The 25564-nt window shown below is 35.8% G+C and carries 21 protein-coding genes and 1 pseudogene; 19 read left to right on the top strand and 3 right to left on the bottom strand.

What is annotated here, in order from left to right; all coding sequences use genetic code 11:
* Positions 1 to 171 precede the first annotated feature (171 nt).
* The 4 genes and pseudogenes from IEV17_RS00425 to IEV17_RS00410 all read left to right on the top strand — a co-directional run bounded on the left by IEV17_RS00425 (position 172) and on the right by IEV17_RS00410 (position 3288).
* Positions 172 to 933: a hypothetical protein gene (locus IEV17_RS00425; protein ID WP_004662229.1), complete on the top strand. Its 762-nt coding sequence runs from the start codon at positions 172 to 174 to the stop codon at positions 931 to 933.
* A gap of 335 nt (positions 934 to 1268) precedes the next feature.
* A pseudogene (locus tag IEV17_RS00420) lies at positions 1269 to 1827 on the top strand (cysteine hydrolase family protein).
* A gap of 222 nt (positions 1828 to 2049) precedes the next feature.
* Positions 2050 to 2640 carry a uracil-DNA glycosylase family protein gene (locus IEV17_RS00415; protein ID WP_004662224.1) on the top strand — a complete coding sequence of 197 codons (591 nt, stop codon included), beginning with the start codon at positions 2050 to 2052 and terminating at the stop codon, positions 2638 to 2640.
* Positions 2641 to 2664: 24 nt separating this feature from the next.
* Positions 2665 to 3288 (top strand): class I SAM-dependent methyltransferase, encoded by a 624-nt coding sequence (locus IEV17_RS00410; RefSeq protein ID WP_004662223.1) that lies wholly within the window; start codon positions 2665 to 2667, stop codon positions 3286 to 3288.
* On the opposite strand, the gene IEV17_RS00405 is transcribed toward IEV17_RS00410, so the two are convergent.
* Positions 3285 to 3773, bottom strand: a complete 489-nt coding sequence (locus tag IEV17_RS00405) for a hypothetical protein (protein WP_004662221.1) — start codon at positions 3771 to 3773, stop codon at positions 3285 to 3287. The two genes, IEV17_RS00410 and IEV17_RS00405, sit on opposite strands and share 4 nt — an antisense overlap.
* A gap of 119 nt (positions 3774 to 3892) precedes the next feature.
* Positions 3893 to 5404, bottom strand: a complete 1512-nt coding sequence (locus IEV17_RS00400) for a phospholipase D family protein (RefSeq protein ID WP_004662220.1) — start codon at positions 5402 to 5404, stop codon at positions 3893 to 3895.
* A 166-nt stretch (positions 5405 to 5570) separates the two neighbouring features.
* Between IEV17_RS00400 and IEV17_RS00395 the strand changes: the two genes are divergently transcribed.
* The 11 genes from IEV17_RS00395 (at position 5571) to IEV17_RS00345 (ending at position 18729) form a co-directional block, all read left to right on the top strand.
* On the top strand, positions 5571 to 6680 hold the full coding sequence (locus IEV17_RS00395; RefSeq protein ID WP_004662218.1) for an S-(hydroxymethyl)glutathione dehydrogenase/class III alcohol dehydrogenase: 1110 nt from the start codon (positions 5571 to 5573) through the stop codon (positions 6678 to 6680).
* Between the two features lie 59 nt (positions 6681 to 6739).
* Positions 6740 to 7096: a winged helix-turn-helix domain-containing protein gene (locus tag IEV17_RS00390; RefSeq protein WP_004662216.1), complete on the top strand. Its 357-nt coding sequence runs from the start codon at positions 6740 to 6742 to the stop codon at positions 7094 to 7096.
* A 237-nt stretch (positions 7097 to 7333) separates the two neighbouring features.
* Complete coding sequence (atzF, locus tag IEV17_RS00385; RefSeq protein WP_004662214.1) at positions 7334 to 9160, top strand: allophanate hydrolase; 1827 nt, start codon at positions 7334 to 7336, stop codon at positions 9158 to 9160.
* Positions 9161 to 9175: 15 nt separating this feature from the next.
* On the top strand, positions 9176 to 12781 hold the full coding sequence (uca, locus tag IEV17_RS00380) for an urea carboxylase (protein ID WP_004662212.1): 3606 nt from the start codon (positions 9176 to 9178) through the stop codon (positions 12779 to 12781).
* 11 nt (positions 12782 to 12792) lie between these two features.
* Entirely contained in the window at positions 12793 to 13488 is a 696-nt protein-coding gene (locus tag IEV17_RS00375; RefSeq protein ID WP_004662211.1) for a GntR family transcriptional regulator, read from the top strand.
* A gap of 279 nt (positions 13489 to 13767) precedes the next feature.
* Positions 13768 to 14004, top strand: coding sequence for a hypothetical protein (locus IEV17_RS00370; RefSeq protein WP_004662209.1), 237 nt, complete (start codon positions 13768 to 13770; stop codon positions 14002 to 14004).
* Positions 14005 to 14017: 13 nt separating this feature from the next.
* On the top strand, positions 14018 to 14512 hold the full coding sequence (locus IEV17_RS00365; RefSeq protein WP_004662207.1) for an immunity protein RhsI2 family protein: 495 nt from the start codon (positions 14018 to 14020) through the stop codon (positions 14510 to 14512).
* A 170-nt stretch (positions 14513 to 14682) separates the two neighbouring features.
* Positions 14683 to 15567 carry an AraC family transcriptional regulator gene (locus IEV17_RS00360; protein ID WP_004662205.1) on the top strand — a complete coding sequence of 295 codons (885 nt, stop codon included), beginning with the start codon at positions 14683 to 14685 and terminating at the stop codon, positions 15565 to 15567.
* Positions 15564 to 16568 (top strand): NAD(P)H-quinone oxidoreductase, encoded by a 1005-nt coding sequence (locus IEV17_RS00355; RefSeq protein ID WP_004662203.1) that lies wholly within the window; start codon positions 15564 to 15566, stop codon positions 16566 to 16568. The genes IEV17_RS00360 and IEV17_RS00355 overlap by 4 nt, the downstream gene beginning before the upstream one ends.
* 106 nt (positions 16569 to 16674) lie before the next feature.
* Positions 16675 to 17553: a glyoxalase III HchA gene (gene hchA / locus IEV17_RS00350; protein ID WP_004662201.1), complete on the top strand. Its 879-nt coding sequence runs from the start codon at positions 16675 to 16677 to the stop codon at positions 17551 to 17553.
* A 141-nt stretch (positions 17554 to 17694) separates the two neighbouring features.
* Positions 17695 to 18729, top strand: coding sequence for a 2-dehydropantoate 2-reductase (locus IEV17_RS00345; protein WP_004662199.1), 1035 nt, complete (start codon positions 17695 to 17697; stop codon positions 18727 to 18729).
* Positions 18730 to 18783: 54 nt separating this feature from the next.
* On the opposite strand, the gene IEV17_RS00340 is transcribed toward IEV17_RS00345, so the two are convergent.
* Positions 18784 to 19638: a bile acid:sodium symporter family protein gene (locus tag IEV17_RS00340; RefSeq protein WP_004662198.1), complete on the bottom strand. Its 855-nt coding sequence runs from the start codon at positions 19636 to 19638 to the stop codon at positions 18784 to 18786.
* A gap of 706 nt (positions 19639 to 20344) precedes the next feature.
* Here IEV17_RS00340 and IEV17_RS00335 point away from each other — a divergent pair.
* The 4 genes from IEV17_RS00335 to IEV17_RS00320 all read left to right on the top strand — a co-directional run bounded on the left by IEV17_RS00335 (position 20345) and on the right by IEV17_RS00320 (position 25538).
* Positions 20345 to 21406 carry an HlyD family secretion protein gene (locus IEV17_RS00335; protein ID WP_004662196.1) on the top strand — a complete coding sequence of 354 codons (1062 nt, stop codon included), beginning with the start codon at positions 20345 to 20347 and terminating at the stop codon, positions 21404 to 21406.
* A 25-nt stretch (positions 21407 to 21431) separates the two neighbouring features.
* Complete coding sequence (locus IEV17_RS00330) at positions 21432 to 22979, top strand: DHA2 family efflux MFS transporter permease subunit (protein WP_004662194.1); 1548 nt, start codon at positions 21432 to 21434, stop codon at positions 22977 to 22979.
* A 187-nt stretch (positions 22980 to 23166) separates the two neighbouring features.
* Positions 23167 to 23955 (top strand): hypothetical protein, encoded by a 789-nt coding sequence (locus tag IEV17_RS00325; protein WP_171062441.1) that lies wholly within the window; start codon positions 23167 to 23169, stop codon positions 23953 to 23955.
* Positions 23952 to 25538 carry a GH3 family acyl-acid amido synthetase gene (locus tag IEV17_RS00320; protein WP_004662190.1) on the top strand — a complete coding sequence of 529 codons (1587 nt, stop codon included), beginning with the start codon at positions 23952 to 23954 and terminating at the stop codon, positions 25536 to 25538. The genes IEV17_RS00325 and IEV17_RS00320 overlap by 4 nt, the downstream gene beginning before the upstream one ends.
* The last annotated feature ends 26 nt before the right edge of the window (positions 25539 to 25564 follow it).

Below are 25564 nucleotides of genomic sequence, written 5' to 3'. Positions count from 1 at the left end.
TTGAAAATAAGAATATTCAATGACCATCATTTAGCAATTAAAGTTAATATATTCTTTATCTTAATTTAAATAATATTAAATAAATATTTGAAATATATTGCTTATTTTTTTATTTTGTATAAGTCTTAATAAACGATTTTTTATTAATAAAAAATACTGAGGACTATTAAATTGGGATATTTAACTAAAGCATTAATTAAACAAGATATCGCAGGGGATTTAAAGGAAGAATGTAATGCACATTTGGATACTTTGATTGCTCTCGCAGATGCAAAAGCTGAATACTATGCCGAAAAGATAAAAAGTGATTTACTTTCAGCCGGTTATGGAAGTGATAAATCGTTTCCTATACATTGCATACAATCATTTACTTATCACACCAAGGCTTATAAGGCTGAAGATGAAAACTCTATTAGTAATGTCATCAAATACTCAATCAAGGGATTTGTTCATGAAAGTAAGACAGAAACGGTAACTACTATACTGTCGGAATATGTAAAAACCTTGTTTGGCTCATCGGGTCAAGCAGAACATAAAATTCAAAGATATTTTGTAATTTTGGAAGGCGTTTCAATTATTCGATTAGATTTTGTTGGTTGGTCTCGTGTAGTGAGCCAATCTTTAATAAAAACTAAATGCGAAAAGATAGGTACGTTTGTTCTCTATAGATCTATAGTTGATATGAGTAAAGTTTCGATAAATGACTTCATTTCTGTTTATCAAGAAACAATTAGGGCTGAGAATGAAGGTATTAGCACTAGAGAGATAATCCAAAAATGCCAAGAGTTGTACTATCTCTTTAAAACTTCAAACATACCTAGAAGTTTGTATGAGTCTGAGGTAGTTCCATCAAATGATGAAAATGAATCGTTAGAAACAACCAAAGGTTATGAAGATACTGAGGTTTTTAGGAAAAACCTAACATTACTCTAAATATGATCCTTACGATAGCATGGTAATCATTAAGTTGTGGAACAGATTACAGCACATTAAATTAATCTAAAGTTTATCAAAAGTTAAAATTTACAAAGATAAAATGCTTTATTTATTAGATAAAGCTATGATAGGTTAAATGTATCGAAACTATGATCAAGTTGAATTTAATGAATAGTTTGTTAAATAAAACAAATACGACCACCACAACCTCAAAAAAGGCTGTGTAGGATTTTTTATTAATTTGACTTAACTTAATAAGATAACCAAACCCAGTCAATAATGGCTGGGTTAATTTTTTCTCGGCTGATTATTGCATTTTTAAGAGAAAGAAAATGGATAAACAAAGTTTTAAATCAAAATCGGCTTTACTCGTAATTGATATGCAAAATGGGCTATTTAAGGGAAATGTGAATCCGCACACCGCTAAACTCATCCTTTCAAACATCAATAGGCTTATTGAACATCAGCGCTTAAATGAAATGCCTATTATATTTATTCGCCATGTTGGCGAGAGAGGTACAAGGTACACCTTTAGATCCAGAATGCATGAATACTCAATTAATTGATGATTTACAATTTGATCCAATTAAAGATTTAGTCATTGAGAAGAAGTACCCAAGTTGTTTTAAAAATACTTTTTTAAAAGAATTATTAGACAAACTGTTTGTTGATGAAGTCTTAATTACAGGAATGAAAACAGAGTATTGTATTGACACAACTGTTAGAATAGCCTCTGAGTATGGCTATAAAGTCGTTTTAGCCTCTGATGCACACATTACATTTGATTCAGCGATTTTAAATGCTGGGGAAATGATCAGCTATCATAACCAAATATTAAATAATGTGTTTGCTAAGGTGCAAACTTCAGAGGAATACATAACTTTAATTTGAACAAAAAATTAAATTGGGAAGCCCAGCCAATACAGTAGTTATTGGCGGTGCTTTTTACTTTGACCTATCAAAACTCAATCAAAGAAAAGATATTGAGAATATTTTGCGGAAATTTTGTGAAGATTGTTTTTTTGAGCATAAAAAGAGCTAAGCAAGAAACTTGAAAATTCTATAAAATAATGAAAAATTTGTACTCAATTTTAAAATTGGTTCTGTATATAAATGACTGATATAGAAATAGAAACTCACCCATTACAACCATTTTTACCACATAATGCCAAACTACTGATGTTAGGTAGTTTTCCACCACCTCAGAATCGATGGAAAATGGATTTTTACTATCCAAACTACCAAAATGATATGTGGCGTATATTTGGGCTCATTTTTTTCGAAGATAAAGATCACTTCTTGGATTTACCAAATAAGCGTTTTAAAGAACAACAAATTCGTGATTTTCTCACAGAGATTGGAGTAGCAATATTTGATACTGCTTATCAAGTGAAACGACTGCAAGGCAATGCTTCTGATAAATTTTTAGAAATTGTTACGGCAACTGATTTATCACAATTGCTTGGGCAAATTCCGATGTGTCATACGATTATGACCACAGGAGATAAAGCAACTGATACTTTGATGCAGCATTTTCCTGAACAAATAAACAAACCAATGATTGGGCAATCAGTAGAAGTGAATTATGCCAATTGTGAGCTGAATTTGTACCGCTTACCATCATCCTCACGAGCATATCCGTTGGCATTAGATAAAAAAGCGGATGCTTATAAACAATTTTTTCAAACTATTGGGTTGCTTTAAATATATAAAAAATAGGGGAATTACATGAATGATGTATCTAGTCCAATTGATTTAAGAAACTACGAAGATGCTTTGGAATGGCAAGAAACGGCGAATATAAAACGCCCATGGCGAAAAGATTTTTTTGATTATTATGTAGAGTTGATGAAAACTAATCGTTCTGATCCATGTCATATATTGGAATTAGGTTCTGGTCCAGGTTTTCTAGCTCAACATTTGTTGTCGCAATTAGATCATATCGAATATACGGCGTTTGATTTTTCTGAAGTGATGCATCAGCTCGCACAAGAAAAATTGAATAGCTCAGAACAATCACGAACAAAATATTTTGTTGGAAACTTTAAAGAACCTAATTGGCAAAATCCTTTAGATCGAAAATATGATTTTATTATCATCCATCAAGCTCTACATGAACTTCGACATAAACAATATGCAGCTAATTTTCATAAGATCATCAGAACGTTGTTGAATCCTAATGGCATCTATCTAGTTTGTGATCATTTGTGCGCGCCCCATGCAATGCAAAATAATCAACTCTATATGAATAAACAAGAGCACTTGGATGCGTTTAGTCAGGCATCTTTTCAAGAGATCAAGATGCCATTGGAAATAGAAGGGCTATGTTTATTCGAAATGAGTTTGAGTTAAATTAAATGCTCCATCATTTTTGGATATTTAATCCAGCGAAAGTCATTAATTTTGATGTCACGAACATGTGTAAACTCAGACCAGATAAGTTGACTTCCTTTTGTCCACTGTAATGGTTGAATACGGCGATCTATAGAAAATAGTTCTTCTCTATTTGCAGGGCGTAGGTCTCCGATCTCTACATATAAGCGTACACCAGGATAATCTGTGAAGCTACCTTGAATGAGTGAGCTTAACCAAAACCACTTACTGCTATTGATTGCTTGAATACATGCTTTTGAGTTTTGACCTAAATTAGTACTTAATTTTTCTGTGAAAGTATCAAAAAAGTAACCTGTTTGATCCGTATTTAAAAAAACTGTGCCGATAGGTGTAATTGAGGGCTGACCAAATTGATCGACTGTTGCAATCGAGGAATGTAGGGAAGCCTTTTGTGCTGCTTTGAATACTTGTTGGATGTTTTTCCAATCTTTTTCTGAAATCATCGTTTTATCCTTGTTATTGTTTATTCATATAATAATTAGCATATATAGACTTAAATAAAATAGTTTTTAGTTGTGAATAACTTGTCAATTTAGTCAATCAGAATAGATTGATCAATATATTACATCATCCATTCAATTGGAAAATAGGAAACAAACTTGGTACTGAATCTTTGAAAATTAGTACTTTCAGGATCACGGTAATGTTTTACGATTTCGCCATTTTGTTTATGTTCATACCAAACGATATTGCCATTTGAGTCAAGTTTAAGTTGATAAGCAACTTGAAGTAAGTGTTGATCAAGTAATGCAGTAATTTGATTTTGTAGTTGATCAGATTCAACCACTAAACCGACTTCAGTGTTTAAATAAGCTGATCTTGGATCAAAATTAAATGAACCAATAAAAACCTTACCATCTACATCAAAAAACTTGGCATGTAAACTCGAACGATTTTTACCTTTTACGGGGATCACACTACCTGTTGCGATTTCGTACCATGTTCGCTTTGTTCGTTCAATATTGGGTTTAAATTCGTAAAGCTGAACTCCATTTTGCAAGAGTGGTTTACGATATTTACTATAAAACGAATGAACGACAGCAACGTCATTTGCAACTAAACTATTTGTTAGTACACGAACTTTAATCCCATTGTTCGAAAGTTGGCTTAAATATTCTGTTCCACGTTGTGTCGGAACAAAATAAGCAGAAACCAGTTCCATATGCTGTTCGGGCTTACCTAAGATTTTGAGCATTTGAAATGAAATCAATTCTTGATCCTTTGCCTGACCTAAAATCTTATTGGGATGATCGGCAACAAAATGTGCCTTAGCCCATTGAATAGGATAATGTTGAAGGCGTTCTTTTAAAAAGTCTTGTGCAGATTCAAGTTTATTTTCTGTCCAAGTATTGCTCTGATCAAGTTGTTCAAATTTTTGTCTAAGTTGCTCAAGCTGTTCAGGTTGCCCAATACCGATCAATTGTGTGGTTGAATAACTTAAATCATTATCCCAAAATTCTTTAAAGCTTTGTTCTGCATGATCAACCGCGCTGCCATAGAATAAAATATCCATATCACTAAATTGAAAATAGTTACTGGCTTCAAAATACTCACTACTGATATTGCGTCCACCTGTAATGGCAATTGCATCATCGGCGATCAGCAGTTTATTGTGCATACGATGATTAATTTTGTTTAATCGGAATAGATAATCTATGACTCTAAGATGTCTAAATTTATAAGGATTAAAAATTCTAATTTCAAAGTTTGGATGCTGTGAGAGTGCTCTCAAAGTTTTATCTAGTTTGATGCCATTCTGATCATCAATGAGTAATCGAATTTTTACGCCTCTGTCGGCAGCATTCAGTAACTCATGCAACATGAGATTGCCAATCGCATCATCTTTCCAAATATAATATTGTAAATCAATCTGATATTTAGCATTTCGAATCAAGTGGATACGAGAAGCAATGCTGAGAAAAGCATCATCAAGCGCTAAAAAGGCAGTCAAACCCTGTTTAATATTGAGATCAGCTTGAGGATCATTCATCCACTTTGTTTTCACTGGCAAAGCATCGCTCCGTTTAGGATTTTGATTAGGCGGCAAAGCACAGGCACTTAAACTCAATACCATAACAATCGATATCGTTTTAAGGTAGTATAGATTCTTTATCATTTTTATCGTGAAATGTTGTCTACTTATGTAAAGATAGCACTACATCTACTTGAAGATGTTGAATATCAGCATAAAATCAGTTAACTGTTACACAAACATAAAACATGACTATAAGGATGAAGGTATGAAATCTCGTGCAGCCGTTGCTTTTGCCGCAGGTGAACCATTACAGATTGTAGAGCTTGATGTTGAACCACCAAAAGCTGGTGAAGTCCTGATTAAAATTACCCATACAGGTGTATGCCATACCGACGCATTTACTTTATCTGGTGATGATCCCGAAGGTGTTTTTCCAGCAGTTCTCGGACATGAAGGAGCTGGTATCGTAGTTCAAGTAGGTGAAGGTGTTACGAGTGTTGCCGTGGGTGATCATGTCATTCCACTTTATACCGCAGAGTGTAAAGAATGTTTATTTTGTAAATCAGGTAAAACCAATTTATGTGTTGCGGTTCGTGCAACTCAGGGTAAAGGCGTAATGCCAGATGGTACAACGCGCTTCTCTTATAATGGTCAACCAGTTTATCATTATATGGGTTGTTCAACTTTTAGTGAATATACCGTTGTTGCTGAAGTATCTTTAGCAAAAATCAATCCCGAAGCAAATCCTGAACAAGTCTGTTTGCTTGGTTGTGGTGTAACGACTGGTATTGGTGCAGTACATAACACTGCTAAAGTTCAAGAAGGCGATAGTGTTGCGGTATTTGGTTTGGGGGGGATTGGTCTTGCCGTTGTGCAAGGCGCACGCCAAGCTAAAGCTGGACGTATTATTGTGGTTGATACCAATCCTGAAAAATTTGAATTGGCAAAACAATTTGGTGCAACTGACTTTTTAAATCCAAAAGATTATGAGCAACCGATTCAGCAAGTAATTGTTGAAATGACAGGTTGGGGTGTTGATCATTCTTTTGAATGCATTGGAAATACTAATGTCATGCGCTCTGCACTAGAATGCGCACATCGCGGTTGGGGACAATCAGTGATTATTGGCGTTGCTGGTGCAGGACAGGAAATTTCAACTCGCCCATTCCAATTGGTGACAGGTCGTAAATGGATGGGAACTGCTTTTGGTGGGGTAAAAGGGCGTTCTCAATTACCAAAAATGGTTGAAGATGCAATGAACGGTGAAATCCAACTTGCGCCATTTGTGACCCATACCATGCCGTTAGAAGAAATTAATGACGCTTTTGATCTAATGCACGAAGGTAAGTCGATTCGTACAGTGATTCATTTTTAATTGTGAATGTTTCGATTTGATGATGTGTAGCGCATCATCAAATCTTTGAGTATAAGTTGATGTCCAAACCACGTTTAAAATTACATGTCCGAATCTTAGCTGAGGAGCAAATTGCTTTTGGTCCGGGTAAAGCTGAATTACTCGAAGCAATTCAACGTACAGGCTCAATTTCTCAAGCTGCAAAATCGATGAATATGAGTTATCGTCGTGCTTGGCAACTTGTAGATACCATGAATCAATGTTTTCATTCACAGCTTGTTGAAACACAAACTGGTGGTACGCACGGTGGCGGTGCATTAGTAACAGAGCTAGGGCAAATGGTATTAAAAAAATATAGAGCAATGGAACAACAAGCTATTCAAACTTTAGAATCAGAGTTTGAGGCGTTATCGAGCTATCTAAAAATAAAACAATAAATTATAAGAATAATTGATTAAATATGAATTTGAGCAACTTTTGATAAACAAAAAATGCTATTTGCTAAATCATGGAGCATTTGCATTAAAACAAAGCCTTTTAAGCACCAAGATGAAAATTAGAAAAAACAGTATATCTATAAAATAATATAAACATCTGATTTAAATATATAAAATAAATTGGCATGGATTCTGCATTTTAAAATTCAAACTTGTATACAAGATGGGATTCATAAAATGCATGAAATAAAAACTTTAGGTTGGACAATTTCAGAGTGGCAAACAGCTTATTCGAAAAATGAAATCCAACTCAATACTTTAAAAGATTTAGTTGCATTAATTGATCCTCAAGACAATGCATGGATTTCAATTGCGACGGTAGAACAGATTGAACAACAAATTCAAGTTCTCAATGAATTAAGCAAAGAAGCTGAAAGTTTAGAAAAACAATTTCCACTCTACGGTGTTCCATTTGCTGTAAAAGATAATATTGATGTTGCAGGGTTTGTAACTACTGCAGCTTGTAAAGCTTTAACGACAGTTGCAGTACAAGATGCTGAAACAGTACGTTTATTGAAGCAAGCGGGTGCAATCGTAATTGGCAAAACTAATCTTGATCAGTTTGCAACAGGTTTAGTGGGAACTCGCTCTCCATATGGTGCTGTTGCAAATACTTTTAATTCTGAATATATCAGCGGTGGATCAAGTTCCGGTTCAGCAAGCGTGGTTGCGCGTGGATTTGTCCCATTTGCATTAGGTACAGACACCGCAGGTTCAGGACGTGTGCCCGCAGCGTTTAACAATATTGTGGGGCTCAAACCAACCAAAGGGCGGTTTTCAAATCGTGGTTTATTGCCTGCATGTAAAAGTCTAGATTGTATTTCGATCTTTGCTTTAACCGTTGCAGATGCAGACTTGGTTGCAAATATTTTAGAAGCATATGATCCGTTGGATAGTTATTCACGTAAGCATCCAAAGAATGTTCCAGCGCATTTCTCTAGCAAATTAAAATTTGCCATTCCAGAAAAACTAAATTTCTTTGGTGATGAGCAATCAGAAAAAGTTTTTCAGCAAAATGTCCAACTACTTGAATCATTAAATGCTGAAATTACTAAAATTGATTTTGCAGATTTCGAGCAACTGGCAGCGCAACTATATCAAGGTTCATGGGTGGCAGAGCGTACCGCAGCCATTGAAGATTTACTTAAAAGCAATACTGAAGATTTTGATCCAACGGTATTCGAAATTATTAAAAACGGCGAAAAATATTTAGCGGTGGATGCTTACAATGCAGAATATTTAAAACAAGATTTAGCTCGAAAAATCCAACAAAGATTGGCTGATTTTGATGCCTTAATTGTTCCAACTGCACCTACAATTTATACCATTGAGCAGCTTGAACAAAATCCGATTGAATATAATGCTCGTTTGGGAACATATACAAATTTTACCAATTTAGCCGATCTCAGTGCGCTTGCTTTGCCAGCAGGGTTTAGAGCTGACCATTTACCATTTGGTATCACTTTAATTGCGCCAGCTTGGCACGATGCAGCATTAGTTCATTTTGGTAAAGCTTGGCAAAACTACCTTGCACTGAAATTGGGGGCATTGGATAAAAAGCTACCTTTAAGTTCTGCTGTGCCTATTTCGCAACATCATATTCGCGTTGCAGTCGTTGGTGCTCATCTAACTGGTATGCCGTTGAATTTTCAGCTTACCACACGTGATGCCGTGCATATCGAAACCACCAAAACCTCTAAAAATTATGCACTTTATGCATTGAACGGTACTGTTCCGCCGAAACCTGGTTTAGCACGGCAGCAAGATGGACAATGCATCATTGTAGAACTTTGGGATGTTCCAACCGCTCGATTTGGAGAGTTTGTTGCAGAGATTCCGACACCTTTAGGGATGGGCAATGTCGAGTTAGAAGATGGTCGCTGGGTGAAAGGTTTTATCTGTGAGCCTTATGGCATAGATGATGCAGAGAATATTAGTCATTTTAGTGGATGGAGAGCCTATATCCAGCATCGTAACAGCCAAGCAGCAAACACAGCGAATTAATTTGGGGAAATCATCATGTTTAAAACTGTACTTATTGCAAACCGTGGTGAAATTGCTGTTCGAGCGATTCGCACACTTAAAAAATTAGGTGTAACCAGTGTTGCTGTGTATTCGGATAGTGATCGTTATGCGCAACATGTTGAAGATGCTGATATTGCAATTGCATTCGATGGTTTAAAGCCAGCCGATACTTATTTGAGTATTGAAAAATTAATTCAGGCGGCCAAACAAACTGGCGCGGAGGCAATCTTTCCGGGATATGGCTTTCTTTCTGAAAGTGCTGATTTTGCTCGTGCTTGTGAAGAAAATAATATTGCCTTTATGGGGCCAACAGCAGAGCAAATTCTGGAATTTGGTTTAAAGCATCGTGCTCGTGAATTAGCCGCAGATGCCAATGTGCCGATGACTCCGGGAACAGGATTGCTGGATAGTCTAGAAGAAGCCCTTACGGAGGCAGATCGTATTGGTTATCCAATTATGCTGAAAAGTACCGCTGGCGGTGGTGGTATTGGTTTGACGCGTTGTGATACGCCACAAGCCTTGACCGATGCTTACGAAAGTGTAAAACGTTTGGGAGAACAGTTTTTCAAAGATGCAGGCGTATTTATTGAATGCTTTATTGATAAAGCGCGTCATGTTGAAGTACAAATTTTTGGTGATGGAAAAGGACAAGTCGTTGCCTTTGGTGAGCGTGATTGCTCTTTGCAACGTCGTAACCAAAAGGTGGTAGAGGAAACTCCAGCGGCAAACTTACCCGAGGCGACACGAAAAAAACTACATCAGGCAGCGGTCGAGTTAGGTCAATCTGTTAATTATCGAAGTGCGGGAACAGTTGAATTTATTTACGATGCCAATCGAGATGAGTTTTATTTTCTTGAAGTGAATACGCGTTTACAGGTTGAACATCCAGTCACTGAAATGGTGACAGGTCTAGACTTAATTGAATGTATGCTCAAAGTGGCTGCTGGTGACGAACTTGATTGGACATATCTCAGCAATATGCAGCCTAAAGGCGCAGCGATTGAGGTTCGTATTTATGCCGAAGACCCTGTGAAAAATTTCCAACCAAGTCCCGGTGTGCTGACAGAGGTTGCATTTCCAGAAGGTACACGTGTTGATACTTGGGTGAAAACGGGCACAGAGATTTCTCAATACTTCGACCCGATGATTGCTAAAATTATTGTACATGCTGATGATCGTGCTAGTGCTATTGAAAAATTAAAGAACGTGTTGGCTGAAACACGCTTGAACGGTATCAACACAAACTTAGATTACGCACGTGCCATTGTTTCAGATCAGCGCTTTGAATCTATGCAAATTTGGACAAGAATGTTGGATGATTTCAACTACACGCCAAACGTGATTGAAGTGCTTCAAGCAGGGACTTTAAGTTCAATTCAAGATTATCCGGGTCGTACAGGTTACTGGGATATTGGTGTACCGCCATCAGGTCCAATGGATGATTATGCATTTCAGCTTGCCAATCGTATTGTTGGAAATGATGTTAAAGCCGCAGGTTTTGAGTTTACCTTAGTTGGGCCGACTTTAAAGTTCCATACAGATACGATTATTGCTTTGGCGGGTGCAAGCTGTACTGCGTTGTTAGATGATCAGGAAATTGATTTTTGGAAACCTGTTGAAGTTAAAGCAGGACAAATTCTAAAAATCGGTCAAGTTCAATCAGGTTGCCGTACATATTTAGCAGTACGAAATGGTTTGGATGTTCCTGTTTATTTGGGCAGTCGTTCTACCTTTGCACTTGGTAATTTTGGTGGTCATGCAGGTCGTACCTTACGTGTCGGCGACATGATTAAAATGGTTGATCCAGCATTTGCGAGCGCAGAATTGCCACTTGCACATGACGAACCTCAAGCGTTGTCGGCTGAATTGATTCCTGAATATAATAGTGAATGGAATATTGCAGTGTTATATGGCCCGCACGGCGCACCAGATTTCTTTAAACCTGAATATGTAGAAGAGTTTTTTGCATCAGAGTGGACAGTTCACTTTAACTCAAATCGTTTAGGCGTGCGTTTATCAGGACCAACGCCAAGCTGGGCAAGAGAAAATGGTGGTGAGGCAGGTTTACATCCATCCAATGTACATGACTGTGAGTATGCGATCGGTGCAATTAACTTCACAGGCGATTTCCCTGTGATTCTGGCAAAAGATGGTCCAAGTTTAGGCGGTTTCGTTTGTCCTGTGACGATTGCCAAAGCAGAACTTTGGAAAGTGGGACAACTTAAAGCCGATGATAAAATTCGCTTTTATCCTATTAGTGTTGAACAAGCCAATGAACTTGAACGTCAGCAAATTGAAAATATCCAAAACTTCGCGGAAGCAAGTAAAGTTGTAGAAACGATCGAGCCAATACAAGAGGTTGTCAGTACGATTTTGGCACAACGTGAACCAACTGAATTGTCGCCAAAAACAGTGTATCGCCAAGCAGGTGATAGTTATATCCTCTTAGAATACGGCGAAAATGTTTTAGATTTAGCTTTACGTTTACGAGTGCATCAGCTGATTCAAATGATTCGTGATACAAAAATTGCAGGCGTATTGGAACTGTCACCGGGTGTTCGTTCACTACAGATTAAATACGATGGTTTAGTAATTCCACAATCACAATTGATTGATCAATTACTTCAACTCGAAGAAGAGATGGGCGATTTGAGCCAATTAAAAATCCCATCTCGTATCGTACATTTGCCGATGGCATTTGAAGACAGTGCCACTTTAGGCGCAGTTGAACGCTATCAAGAAAGTGTTTGCTCTAAAGCTCCGTGGCTACCAAATAACGTTGACTTTATCCAACGCATTAATGGTTTGGCAGATCGAAATGAAGTTAAAGATATTATTTTTGATGCAAACTATTTAATTCTTGGCTTGGGTGATGTGTATTTAACTGCACCTTGTGCTGTGCCAATTGATCCACGCCATCGTTTACTCAGTTCTAAATATAATCCAGCTCGTACCTTTACCGCTGAAGGAACTGTTGGAATTGGTGGTATGTACATGTGTATCTACGGCATGGATTCACCGGGCGGCTATCAATTAATTGGGCGTACACTACCAATTTGGAATAAGTTTAAGAAAAACAAACAATTTGGTGATAAGCAATGGTTTTTAAAATTCTTTGATCAAATCAAATATTTTGAAGTGACAGAAGAGGAATTGAATCAATGGCGTGCTGACTTTGAAAATGGTCGTGCGCAGATCAAGATTGAAGAAACAGAGTTCGATTATGCGGATTATGTACAATTCTTAAATGATGAAGCTGAAAGTATTGCTGAGTTTAGAGCTAAGCAACAACAAGCATTTACGACTGAGGTAGATCGCTGGAAAGAGGAGTTCGCGGCGCAACCCGAAGAACAGATTCAAGAAAATAACCATGCTGATTACAGTCATTTAGCATCATTAAATGCATCGATGACAGGTAATATCTGGAAAATTTTTGTTGAACATGGTCAAGAGGTTAAAAAAGGCGAAACTGTTGCTATTATTGAAGCAATGAAAATGGAACTTCCTGTTTATGCAGAAGAGAATGGCATTGTAAAAGCCATTATTTGTAGAGCAGGGCAAACCGTACATAGTGGTGAACCACTGGTTTATATGGAATAAGGCAAGGTTGCATGAAAGAAACCAAAATAAAAACAACAAAAAGCTCAGACAATTTGTCTGAGCTGGTTTACCAACGCATCAAGAATGATATCTTTGATTTCAAACTGATGCCAGGTGAACGTTTCACTGAATCTGAAGTTGCAAAAGCTTATAATGTAAGTCGCACCCCAATTCGACAAGCACTATATCGTTTACAACAAGAGGGTTATGTTGATGTGAGTTTTCGTAGCGGTTGGCAAATCCGACCGCTCAATTTTCGTTATTATGAAGAACTTTATGATGTGCGGATCGTATTAGAAAAAGATTCCATTCGTAAACTTTGCCAGATTGATCATCAAAACTCGGTTGAATTATCTGTTTTAAAAGATTTATGGCTGGTTGAACCTCATCAATACCTAAAAGACATTAAACAACTTTCACAACAAGATGAAGATTTCCATTGCGCTTTAGTTCGTGCCTCTGGAAATAATGAAATGGCGAGAATTCATCGTGATTTGAGTGAGCGAATTCGTATTATTCGTCGTTTAGACTTCTCTAAAGATTATCGTGTTGAAGCTACTTATCAGGAGCATCAGAAAATACTGGGTTATATTTTTAATCGTAAAGTAGATGAAGCCATTCAGGCAATTGAAGCACATATCATGCAAAGTCGTGATGAAGTAAAAAAGATTACTTTACAGATGTTAGATTCGAGTCAGTTTTATTAGGTTTTAAATAATAACCTTCTATAAGAGTCGGTAGATTTTTATAAATATATTTTTGAATACTTTGGTAGGGACTGTTGTCGGCTATTTGATGAATTAAACATTTAACAGGCCAGCTGCTGCACAATTTTCTAATATTTTAACTCAGCAATATCTAAGAAACCAAAACTATGAAATGGTTTATCAAACAATATTGGTACCTGAAGCACAATTCTTACAAACAAATCGTAAATTGAAAGTCTCACATGAAACTTTTATTTCACCCTAACAAGCTTATATACAATGGGAGTAGCAGCCCAAAGTTCAACTAAATATTTACTTGGTTTACGATCTTCATCAACAGTAGCAGATTGGACAAAAACAAATGCTTTGTTTAAGTTAGAAGGTGTGGGAAATCCATATTTTTATAATAAAACAGGGGCAATCAATATAGGCTTAGGTAGTCAAAATGGTGTAGCTATGACATATATTAATGTCGGATTATTGGTTCGAGACCTGTCCCAAGAATGCCAGAAATAAGGTTGAAATCACAATGATTAAAGAGTCTCAGTTAGTTGAGAGTGGTTATAAGTTAGTTTATAACCTTAAAGAGTATTTATTGGTGAATCAAGATTGGATTGATGGCGCACAAGAGACTACTCTTGATGAAAGTAGTACAGCAGGATTGAAAGGTAATTATGGGTTATTTGGCTCTGATGAATGGTGGGGAAATATCGAGAATGGAAATATTGAAACATATGTTGTTAGTGGCACTATAATAGGATTAAATGAAGAAAATCCCTTCATGGAAGCTAATAAAGTGACCACAATAAAATTAGATAATGAGGAGCGAGAAATATTTGGTGGAGTTGATTTTACAAATAAAGAAACAGAAATTAAGTATAGAGACCTATATAAGATTGGAAATAAAATAGTTGAGTTTTATATACTGGATAAGCTCAAAGAGGATGACACATGGAACGATATAGTTGAAGGAAGGTTTGGTATATTGCCTTTGGTTAATAAAATATATATTAAAGAATGTTAAACGAGTAAAGTAAGCATAAATTTTCAATTGGTTTAGGGTATACATTCAATGTTACATTAGCTGGGTTTCACAAAACTCTTTTTCCTATGTCTAATCCTGCATAAAACTAACATCTTTTTTGATTTTTCTATTTAATAATAAAGATCAAATTTACAATCATCAGATGAAACATGATGAATGATCAAATACTTATTTCACTTTTTCTAAAACTTGTTGCTAAAGAAGGCTTCTTTGTTACGGCGATAGATGGCATCACTTTGATGCGTGTAGATCACAACACACCACCATTAGCCGTATTGCAAGAACCGACCTTGGTTTTTGTTTTACAAGGCAGTAAACGTGGTTATATCGGAACTGAAACCTATGCATTTCAGCAAGGTGAATGCCTAATCGTCTCTGTGTCTATGCCATTTGATTGTGATACGGTTGCGAGTCCTGAATTGCCTATGATTGCTGTCAGCATGAAACTAGAGGCGGATACGGTAAATGAGTTGTTGGCAAAAACATATTTTGAAAATGAGCAATTTAAACCACTCACCACAGGCATGAGTGTAATTCAATATGATCAAACAATTTCAAATGTTTTAATACGACTATTAAAAACTTTAGGTTCAGAACAAGACAGCTTGATTTTAGGTGAACAAATCAAACGAGAATTATTGTACCGAGTGATTCAACATTCAGGTGCAGATACTTTAAAAGGATTAGTCGCTCAAGGCAATTTACGACCCATTTATAAAATTTGTGAATATATTCAACATCATTTTACAGAAAAAATAACAGTGGAAATGCTTGCTGAACAAGCCAATATGAGTATTTCGTCATTTCATAAGGCATTCAAACAAGTCACATTGCATTCACCTTTGCAGTACCTAAAAGTTACGCGGTTGCATAAGGCAAAACAAATGTTGCAAAACGAAAACCAAAGCGTTGCTCAAGCAGCTTATGCTGTTGGTTATCAAAGCTCATCTCAATTTAGTCGAGAGTTTAAAAAGCAGTTTGGTTTTTCTCCTAATCAGACTGAAGTAAATAGAGAAGGAATGAGTAAGTCATGAATCAAAATAGTAGAGAACAAATGAAATATATTGAAATTACTGAAGCTGGTGGTCCTGAAGTTCTAAAAGTTGTGCACGGTGACAAACCTGAGATTAAAGAAGATGAAGTATTGATTGAAGTCTATGCCACTGGGATCAATCGCCCTGATATTTTGCAACGACAAGGATTGTATCCGATGCCGAAAGGCGTAACGCAGATTCTAGGATTAGAAGTTGCTGGGATCATTTCACAAATTGGTTCAAAAGTAGAAAAATTTAAAGTCGGTGATAAAGTCTGCGCGCTGACCAATGGTGGAGGATATGCGGAATACTGTGCTGTCCCAGCAAATCAAACTTTAGCGATTCCAAAAAATATGAGCTTTGTTGAAGCAGCAGCTATTCCAGAAACTTATTTCACCGTATGGGCAAATCTATTTCAGATCGGACAATTGAAAAAGAACGAAACTGTTCTGATTCACGGAGGAGCGAGTGGAATTGGCTCTACAGCTTTGAGTTTATGTCATGCTATGGGGATTCAAACTTTTTCCACGGTGGGAAGTGATGAGAAAGCTGAAAAATTAAGCTCTATTTCGACAGTTATTAATTATAAGAAGCAAGATTTTGAACAAGAAATTTTGTCACTTACAGATCAGCAAGGGGTTGATGTGATCTTGGATATTATTGGTGCTGCTTATTTTAATCAAAATCTGAGATTGCTAAAAAGAGATGGGCGACTGGTAATTATTGGATTTATGGGCGGTCGAAAAGTGGATGGCTTTGATATTCAAGAACTCATGCTCAAACGCGCTGTGGTGACTGGCTCAACGATGCGTGCTCGAACCAATGATGAAAAAGCAAAAATTACCCAAGAACTGGAACAGTTTGTTTGGCCATTAATCGAAACAGATCAATGTAAACCAATTATTTATAAAACTTTTGCATTTGAAGAGGTTGCAGCAGCACACCAATGTCTGGAAAGCAGCGAACATATTGGAAAAGTGGTACTCGAAATTAAATCGTAATTTTGCCTGATCGTATTCATTCCATGCCTATTTATACATCAAGCTTGAGAATGATCACTTAGAAAAGCAATATGTAAATCAAACATATCCTACGAGGAATTTGAAGATGACAACAAATATAGATGATCGCAACCCAACCCCAGATTTAGCAGAAGATAATGCTTTTTTTCCATCACCTTATTCTTTAAGTCAGTATACAGCTCCTAAAACAGACTATGATGGAACAACGTATCCCAATCCCTATCAAGGTGATAAAAAGATTCTTATGATTGCTACGGATGAACGCTATATCCTGATGCAAAATGAGAAATTCTTTTCTACAGGAAATCATCCCGTAGAAATGTTGTTACCAATGTTTCATTTGGACAATGCTGGTTTTGCCTTTGATGTTGCAACACTTTCAGGGAATCCAGTTAAACTTGAAATGTGGGCAATGCCAAAAGAAGAGCAAGTGGTTTTGGATACTTATCATAAGTATGAAAAACAACTGAAATCTCCACTTAAATTGGCTGAGATTTTAGAGCAAGCTTTAAGTGCTGATTCACCATATGCTGGTATTTTTATTCCTGGTGGTCACGGTGTTTTGGCTAAAATCCCTGAAAGTAAAGAAGTTAAGGCTTTATTAAAATGGGCAGTAGATCATGACAAATATGTGATTACCTTATGTCATGGTCCAGCTTCTTTATTGGCAGCCGCAGTTGATGAAAATCCAAATGATTATATTTTTAAAGGCTATCAAGTCTGTGTTTTTCCAGATTCATTAGATAAAGGTGCCAATATTGATATTGGATATATGCCAGGACAATTGCCGTGGCTCGTCGGTGAAAATTTAGAAAAACTTGGCGTAGAAATCTTAAATAAAGGAATTACAGGGCAAGTACACCAAGATCGAAAACTGTTAACAGGCGATAGTCCATTAGCTTCTAATAATTTAGGTAAACTTGCCGCTGAAACTTTATTGGCTGATCCAAACCTTAACGCGTAATCTGTTTTATGAGTTTAAAGCCCAATTCAATATTGGGCTTTTTCTTTAGCAAATTTTAAAATTTGTAAGCTAGCTGACAAGTTCTAAATTTTGATTATGTTAAGAAAGTGGTAGTGGAAATGAGATGTTTAAGGATCATCGATGAAAATATGTGTTTATGGTGCAGGTAGTATTGGATGCTATCTTGGAGGTAGGTTGGTTGCTGCTGGCTATGACATAGATTTTATTGTTCGTCCTAAAATTCAACAGCAACTCCAAACATACGGTTTAACCGTTTCAGATTACAACGGATTCAAGCAAAGCATTGCTGCAAATCAATTACACATGACTATTGATCCGAATGAAGTTGCTCATGCAGATATTATCTTGGTTTGTGTAAAATCAGCATCTACTGAACAAGTTGCTTTTGAATTAAAAGATATTTTAAAGAAAAAGACCATTATTATCAGTTTTCAAAATGGCTTAAGCAATGTGGGGATTTTAAAACAAATTCTCACTGAGCACACTATCCTTGAAGGTATGGTACCTTTTAATGTGGCAGCTTTAGGAAATGGTGTATTTCATCAAGGAACGGATGGGGCTTTGTATGTCAAAAGCCATGCCCAATTAGATGAATTGGTGCGTGCATTTAAAAAAGCAAAGCTAGAAATTCAGCTAGAGCAGGATATGCAAGCTGTGCAATGGGCAAAATTATTATTGAATTTAAATAATTCAATTAATGCACTTTCACAGCTTCCATTAAAGCAACAATTATCTATTCGAGAATATCGTCAGTGTTTAGCACTTGCTCAATTAGAAGCTTTGAGTTTATTAAAAATCGCTAAAATTAAACCAGCAAAACTGACCCCAATTCCAGCACAATTTATTCCTAAAATTTTAAAGTTACCGAATGCTGTTTTTAAGATTATCAGTAAAAAAATGCTCGCTATCGATCCGCTTGCACGTTCTTCGATGGCAGATGATTTAATGGCTGGTAGAAAAACTGAGATCGATTGGATCAACGGCGAGATTGTGAATTTAGCGAAACATTTGAATCTTAATGCACCAATTAATCAAAAACTGATTCAATTGGTTAAACGAGCAGAACTACGATCTGAACCAAAAGCATGGTCTGGATTTGAACTGAAAGCTCGATTAGAGCAAGTCAGTAAAATTAGACCGCAAAAAAGCGTATAGTGATATACGCTTTTATTTTATAAAAATTAATATTTATTAATAATTTATATATTTTTATTTTTCAAATCGAGTAATCAACGTACCAAAAATAGTCGCGAAAATATACATAAAAATTGAGTATACAGCAGCAGGCATCGCGATGGTGGTACTTGCCATAACGGTAAGTGCTATCGTCATGGATAAAGTACTGTTATGAATCCCGATTTCAAATGCACAGGCACGTGCTTGATATGAATTAATACCAAGTATACGCGGAACGAAATAACCAACCATTAAGCTGATTGCACAGAATAATGCAGTTGCCAGACCAATTTGACCAATATAATCAACCAAATTGCTTCGCTCTTTAATGATTGCACCTAGAATAATAATCAGCAGAAAAACCACCGCAAAAATACGCACAGGACGATTTAGTTTTTCAGCAAGGTGAGGTGCATAGTGACGAATAAGCATGCCAATACATACAGGCACTAAAATAATTAAGAAAACCTGTAAAACTTTGGTGAATTGTAGACCAACTTGTTGACCTTCATTCATAAAATGTAAAATTGAAAAGTTGACAATAAAGGGAAGAAAGACCGCTGCGACAATTGCGTTGATAGCAGTTAAAGTAATATTGAGCGCAATATCGCCTTTATACAAATAACTAAATAAATTGGCAGTGGTACCGCCAGGTGATGCAGCTAATAACATCAAACCTACGGCTAAAAGTGGTGGTAATGCGAGTATCTTACAAATTAAGAATGCGATACCCACCAATAAAATGAGCTGACAGAATAAAGCGATCAAAACAGCTTTGGGATGTTTACTGACCCTTGCAAAGTCTTTAAGTGTTAATTCTAAGCCCATACCAGCCATAACAATTGCTAGAGCAATAGGTAAAAATATTGTGATCAATCCTGAATCCATGAACCGTTTTTCCTTTTGGTGATATTTTTTGAAATTTGATATTTTTGATGTACTATGTGCGCCTAAGTTAAATATCAAAAATCTAAGTAAACTTAGGTTAAATCGAATAACTTATAAAAAATAATTGTAATATTCCTATAAATTAAAGAATTACAACATATTTATTTGAATAATATTACTTCCTCCTTGCCACCCTACTTTAGGTAATTTATATGCACAAAACTGTCATCTAAACGACAATTTAAGTAATTAAAATCAAAAAGCAAAACTATAAAGATTCAATTTTTGCTCATAGTTACATTTTTATAACCGGTAAATATTACAAATTTCTAGTTATAAACATAGGAAAAATTCATGAAGAAAAAGAGTTCTAAATCAAATTTTTAAAATGTATTTAAATTTATTTTTCCATTAAATATCAAAACTATAGTTTATATTTTTTGAATTTTATATAGATATATAACTGTAAAAATAAAAGTATAGATCTTTACTTTTATAATATTTTTGAGGTAAATATGATTGACATAAAAACACTTGTTCACTGAAATCACGGTCAATGACATTTTATTACTCTAAGAATGATAATTTACGCCAATTTGATATTTATAGTGATTTGTTTAGTTGTTCTAAACAAAAGCTATAAAAATTACCCATATAGACTTGGGTTAAAATAAAAACCTTAAATTACAAGTACATGGATTTAAATATGGATGCCTTGGTTCAGGTGGAAACAGAAATTAATTTCCAAGAGCGTAAGAAAGTAACTTGGATTGTTTTTAGTTTACTCACGTTATGCCTATTGATAGGAATAATGTATTACTTATTTGTATTTCGGTTTTATCAATCAACTGATAATGCTTATGTGCAAGCCGATGTAACATGGGTAATGCCAAAAGTTTCAGGTGAAGTACTTGAATTAATGATTAGCGATAATCAAATGGTAAAGAAAGGGGAGCCTTTAGCCATTTTAGATCATCGTGATTATCAAGCGCGTTATGAGCAAGCACGTTCAGTTGTCAATTTAAAAGAAGCGGCATTAGCTGTTCAGCAACAAAATGAAAGGTCAGCACGTTCAACCATTACCGAAGCGACTAGTGGTGTGCTTGCAGCGGAAGCAGATTTATCTCGGTTAAAAAAGGACTTTTCTCGTTACCAAGATTTATTAAAAGATGGTGTTATCACGCGACAAAATTTTGAAGGTATTCAATCTCAGTATTTGGCAGCACAAGCTCAATTAACGAAGGCTCAGGCAACAGTTCATTCAGCAGAAGCACAACTAGGAAGTATGCAAGCAAGTAGGGCACAACTCTTAGCTGATATTCAAAGTGCTCATGCCTCGCTAAATCTTTATCAAATTGATTTAAATTCAGCAAAAGTTATAAGTCCTGTCTCTGGGAAAATAGGCAGTCTTTCGATTCAAAAAGGATCACGTGTTTCACCACAAACCCGTTTGATGGCGATTATTCCTGAAAATAGTTTATATGTTCAGGCGAATTTTAAAGAAACACAGATTGAAAAAATGCATATTGGTCAATCTGTTAAACTTAAAGTTGATGCTTACCCAAGTTTAACTTATACAGGAAAAATAGAGAGCTTTTCTCCAGCATCTGGTGCAACTTTTTCTTTGATGCCACCAGATAACGCAACAGGTAATTTTAATAAAGTTGTTCAACGTATACCTGTACGTATTTCTATAGATCCGACATCCCATGCAGAGCTGATAAAGCCCGGAATGTCTGTTAGTGCCACCGTGGACTTAAGAACATAATAATAAAGTCTTAAAGGTATAAAAAATGAATAAGCATAATGACGCTGAATGGAAATTTGCGCCAAAAGTCGCGTGGATCATTTTTGTCGCAATGATCTTTGGTAATTTCATGGCGATTCTTGACATTCAAATTGTTGCCAGCTCGTTGAATGAAGTACAGGCAGGAATGAGTGCGAGTCGTTATGAAGTGACATGGGTACAAACCGTTTATTTAATTGCAGAAATTATTGCGATTCCTATGTCCAGCATTGTCTCTCGCATTTTATCAACTCGTATTTATTACACACTCTGTGCAATTGGTTTCACCATTAGTTCGCTACTGTGTGCATTGGCTTGGAACTTAGAGAGCTTATTGGTTTTTAGAGCGATACAAGGTTTTATGGGCGGTGGCATGATTCCTACCTCAATGACTGCCTTATTTTTACTTTTTCCTGAAGTTAAACGTTCACTCCCATTGGTTGTATTTGGAATGGTGAGTACTTTGGGTCCTGCAATCGGTCCAACAATTGGGGGCTGGTTAACCAATAATTTTTCATGGCACTGGATGTTTCTGATTAATATCATCCCAGGGATTATTATTGCCACAATTATTTTTTCAGGTCCAAATATTGATAAACCGAATCATGCTTTGATTAAAACGATGGATTGGTTCGCTTTAATTGGTATGGCAATGTTTTTAGGTGGTTTGGAATATTTCCTTGATGAAGGTGCACGTCATGACTGGTTTGTGGATATGGGGGTTAGAATTGCATTTGTTGTATGTATCACAGGTGGTTTTATCTTCTTTTCACGCAGTTTTACACAACCAAAACCATTATTAGATTTAAGTGTATTTAGAAATAAAAACTTCACATTAAGCTCGATCATTACTTTTGTTATTGGAATGGCATTATACGGTTTAGGTTATATGATTCCTGTTTTTCTTGGGCAAGTAAGAGAAATGAATAGTAGCCAGATTGGTCATATTATGATGGTTACGGGTATTGTGATGTTTTTCTTTGCACCATTATTGGCATGGTTAATTCCAAATTTTGATACACGCAAAACAGTTTTTGTTGGAATGATTTTAGCTGGCTTTGGTGTTTGGTTAAATTCACATTTAAGTATTCAGAGTGATTACGACTTTATGTTTTGGCCACAGGTTTATCGTGGTATTGGCTTAATGATCTGCTTAATTGTTGTATCTCATTTAGCGATGAGTACATTACCAATTTCTAAAGTTGCAGATGCAAGTGGTATTTATAACCTTATGCGTAATATTGGTGGTGCAGTTGGATTAGCATTAATCAACTCATCACTTGATTGGCTAACTGCATTACATGTAACTCAGCTTAATCAATATATGTCACCGCAAAATTGGTTGTTTATAGAACGATTAGATCAACTTACCGCTAAATATCAAGATATTGGAGTAGATGCTCAGCAAATAGCATTGAGTGTTATTTATCGAGACATTCATTATCAAGCACTTACATCAAGTTTTAATGATTTATTACGCATCCTTGCAATGATTATGGTGATTACCGCATTTCTTACAATTTTTATGGACAGGGCAAAAAAAATGAATATATAGATGAATTAAGCTAGAGGGTAAAATCATTTTTTAATGATTTAAAAATAAAAAGGAACATATTCAGCATTTGATTCCTTAAAACAAAAATCTATATGAATTTTATATTTCTTAATGAGATAGAGATCTTCATATTCAAAATTTAATGGACTGACTTATGATTAATACAACGGCAAAAATTATTTCAATTTTGAATAATAAGGAAACAACTTATGGTCAATATATTGAAATGGAGAAAATTGATCTTGATAGACTAAAAGCGATGTACTCAATATATGAGCAATATTATGAGAACACTCAGTTTGAAATATTTGTAAATGATTTCAAAAAGAAAAGTGGTGCAATGCTGATTTTTAACTCTAAAACAGATGAAGTGGTTGGATTTTCTACAGTTGCTGTTCAACATTTTTATTTAAATGGTAAAGACTATACCGTTTTATTTAGTGGGGACACTGTAATTTTAAAAGAGTTTTGGGGAAATAGAACACTTCAGTCAACCATGTTGAAACTTATTATTAAACTCCGAGTTAAGTATCCATTCAATGAGTTTTACTGGTTGCTAATCTCGAAGGGTTATAAGACTTATTTATTATTGGCAAATAATTATTATGTTTATTATCCGCATGTTAATGGTGAAAATGAACATCTTTCTAATGTGATTGAGCATTATTGCGAAAACTTCTTTGGGGAGTATTACGATAAAGAGGTTGGATTATTAAACTTCGGCGATGATTATCAACCATTAAAAGGCGAAATCGCACCAATTACCGAAGAAATGAGAATAACTAATCCTAAAATTGACTTTTTTGAAAGAAAAAATCCAACTTGGACGACTGGTACAGAATTACCGTGCATCGGTCGATTAGGTTGGAAAGACTTGGCTCGTTTCCCTGCGAGATTTATTACAAAGCCTGTAAGTAAAGGTAAACATGAAGCCATCAGGACTAACCGTAAAATAAGCAAGAGTATCTCAAAATGAAATATACAGAATGGCTCACTACGGGATCTCACATTATTCTGAAGCGTTGGTGTAATTTGGCAGATCAACATTTTAGGAAAAATGCAATTGACTTAGAGACAGCTCAACGTCAAATATTGAACTCAATTTTGAAATCATCAAATCTTGCGCAAAAACAGAATATTTCAAGTTATGAGCAATTTATACAATATTTTTCTTCCTCACGTTATGCAGATTGGCGAGAGCAGATAAATCTATATCGTGAGCAAAAATTATCACTTTCAAGCAGTAAACTGATTCGTTTTCAACCGACCAGTGGTTCAAGCGAACAAATTAAATTTATTCCTTATACCCAATTATTTTTAGATGAACTTGATCATGCAATCGCACCATGGTTAGCGAGTATGTATCGTAAATGTCCGCATTTACAGGGTGGTACACACTATTGGTCGGTTTCGTGGTTACCTGAAAGTCAACGTGAAGTATTAAAAGATAAAAATCTCAATGATGACAGTGCTTTGTTAGGTATTGGGAAACGTATACTTTCTAAATTTACCCAAGCTGTTCCAAGTAATGTTGCTTTTGCTGCAAATGCTGATGATGCTTTATTTGCGACTTTATGCTATTTGGTCGCCAATCATAATTTAGCCATGATTTCTGTTTGGAGTCCAACATTTGCCTTGCAATTACTTGACCGTTTAGAAGCCATGCAAGATGAGATTGCTGAGGTTCTTGATAGTGGTTCATGGGGGGCACGCCAATCATATTTAGAACAAGTTAAAGCACCATTTAGTCCAAAAAGTGCGAAGCGTTTAATGAATGCTACACATGATCACCAAATTGATTTTGAAAAATTATGGCCGAAATTGAGCTTGTTATCGAGCTGGGACACTGCTGGATCAAAAGATTGGGCTGAAAAACTACAACAGCGATTGCCATTTGTTCAGTTTGAAGGTAAAGGGCTTTGGGCGACAGAAGGTGTGGTCACTATTCCATATAATGGTCAGTATCCGTTGGCATATCAAAGCCATTTCTATGAATTTGAATACTTAGCGGGCGAAAATGAAGGAAAAATCATTCCGTCTTGGGAACTCAAATTAGGTGATGTTGTTAGCCCAATTATTACTTCAGGTAATGGATTACTACGATATTGTTTAGACGATTGCTTATTAGTCACAGGTTTCTTAGAACAGCTGCCTTGCTTTGAATTTCAAGGTCGTCGTTTTGGCGTGGATTTAGTCGGCGAAAAGCTTGCCCCAGAGACTGCACAACAGTTGTTATCTCATCTAAATGATACTGAATCTAAAGCGATTTCTCTGCTTGCTATAGATACACAGCAGCTCACAAAACCATTTTATTGTGTATTGTTTGAAGGAGATATTCATCACTCAGTTGATCATGAATATATTGATAATATTTTGCGTCAAAACTTCCATTACGAATTAGCGCGTAATCTAGGTCAACTTGATCAACCACAAATTCGTAAGGCAGATAATGGCTGGGCTGCTTATAAAAAGTTGGTGATGTCTGATGGTTTAATTGAAGGAAATATCAAGCCAGAACCTTTAAAGAAAATTACTTTAAATAGTTTGGAACGGCTATGAATAAAGGAATAAATCAAATTAGACCA

This window comes from Acinetobacter modestus (assembly GCF_014636095.1).
GTDB lineage: Bacteria > Pseudomonadota > Gammaproteobacteria > Pseudomonadales > Moraxellaceae > Acinetobacter > Acinetobacter modestus.
This window is presented reverse-complemented; position numbering and strand designations above follow the sequence as displayed.

Excerpts from the sequence above, each read along its gene's own strand:
- IEV17_RS00415 (WP_004662224.1), top strand. The coding sequence starts at position 2,050 with ATGACTGATATAGAAATAGAAACTCACCCATTACAACCATTTTTACCA.
- IEV17_RS00410 (WP_004662223.1), top strand. The coding sequence starts at position 2,665 with ATGAATGATGTATCTAGTCCAATTGATTTAAGAAACTACGAAGATGCT.
- IEV17_RS00405 (WP_004662221.1), bottom strand. The coding sequence starts at position 3,773 with ATGATTTCAGAAAAAGATTGGAAAAACATCCAACAAGTATTCAAAGCA.
- IEV17_RS00400 (WP_004662220.1), bottom strand. The coding sequence starts at position 5,404 with ATGGTATTGAGTTTAAGTGCCTGTGCTTTGCCGCCTAATCAAAATCCT.
- IEV17_RS00395 (WP_004662218.1), top strand. The coding sequence starts at position 5,571 with ATGAAATCTCGTGCAGCCGTTGCTTTTGCCGCAGGTGAACCATTACAG.
- IEV17_RS00390 (WP_004662216.1), top strand. The coding sequence starts at position 6,740 with ATGTCCAAACCACGTTTAAAATTACATGTCCGAATCTTAGCTGAGGAG.
- atzF (WP_004662214.1), top strand. The coding sequence starts at position 7,334 with ATGCATGAAATAAAAACTTTAGGTTGGACAATTTCAGAGTGGCAAACA.
- uca (WP_004662212.1), top strand. The coding sequence starts at position 9,176 with ATGTTTAAAACTGTACTTATTGCAAACCGTGGTGAAATTGCTGTTCGA.
- IEV17_RS00375 (WP_004662211.1), top strand. The coding sequence starts at position 12,793 with ATGAAAGAAACCAAAATAAAAACAACAAAAAGCTCAGACAATTTGTCT.
- IEV17_RS00370 (WP_004662209.1), top strand. The coding sequence starts at position 13,768 with ATGGGAGTAGCAGCCCAAAGTTCAACTAAATATTTACTTGGTTTACGA.
- IEV17_RS00365 (WP_004662207.1), top strand. The coding sequence starts at position 14,018 with ATGATTAAAGAGTCTCAGTTAGTTGAGAGTGGTTATAAGTTAGTTTAT.
- IEV17_RS00360 (WP_004662205.1), top strand. The coding sequence starts at position 14,683 with ATGATGAATGATCAAATACTTATTTCACTTTTTCTAAAACTTGTTGCT.
- IEV17_RS00355 (WP_004662203.1), top strand. The coding sequence starts at position 15,564 with ATGAATCAAAATAGTAGAGAACAAATGAAATATATTGAAATTACTGAA.
- hchA (WP_004662201.1), top strand. The coding sequence starts at position 16,675 with ATGACAACAAATATAGATGATCGCAACCCAACCCCAGATTTAGCAGAA.
- IEV17_RS00345 (WP_004662199.1), top strand. The coding sequence starts at position 17,695 with ATGAAAATATGTGTTTATGGTGCAGGTAGTATTGGATGCTATCTTGGA.
- IEV17_RS00340 (WP_004662198.1), bottom strand. The coding sequence starts at position 19,638 with ATGGATTCAGGATTGATCACAATATTTTTACCTATTGCTCTAGCAATT.
- IEV17_RS00335 (WP_004662196.1), top strand. The coding sequence starts at position 20,345 with ATGGATGCCTTGGTTCAGGTGGAAACAGAAATTAATTTCCAAGAGCGT.
- IEV17_RS00330 (WP_004662194.1), top strand. The coding sequence starts at position 21,432 with ATGAATAAGCATAATGACGCTGAATGGAAATTTGCGCCAAAAGTCGCG.
- IEV17_RS00320 (WP_004662190.1), top strand. The coding sequence starts at position 23,952 with ATGAAATATACAGAATGGCTCACTACGGGATCTCACATTATTCTGAAG.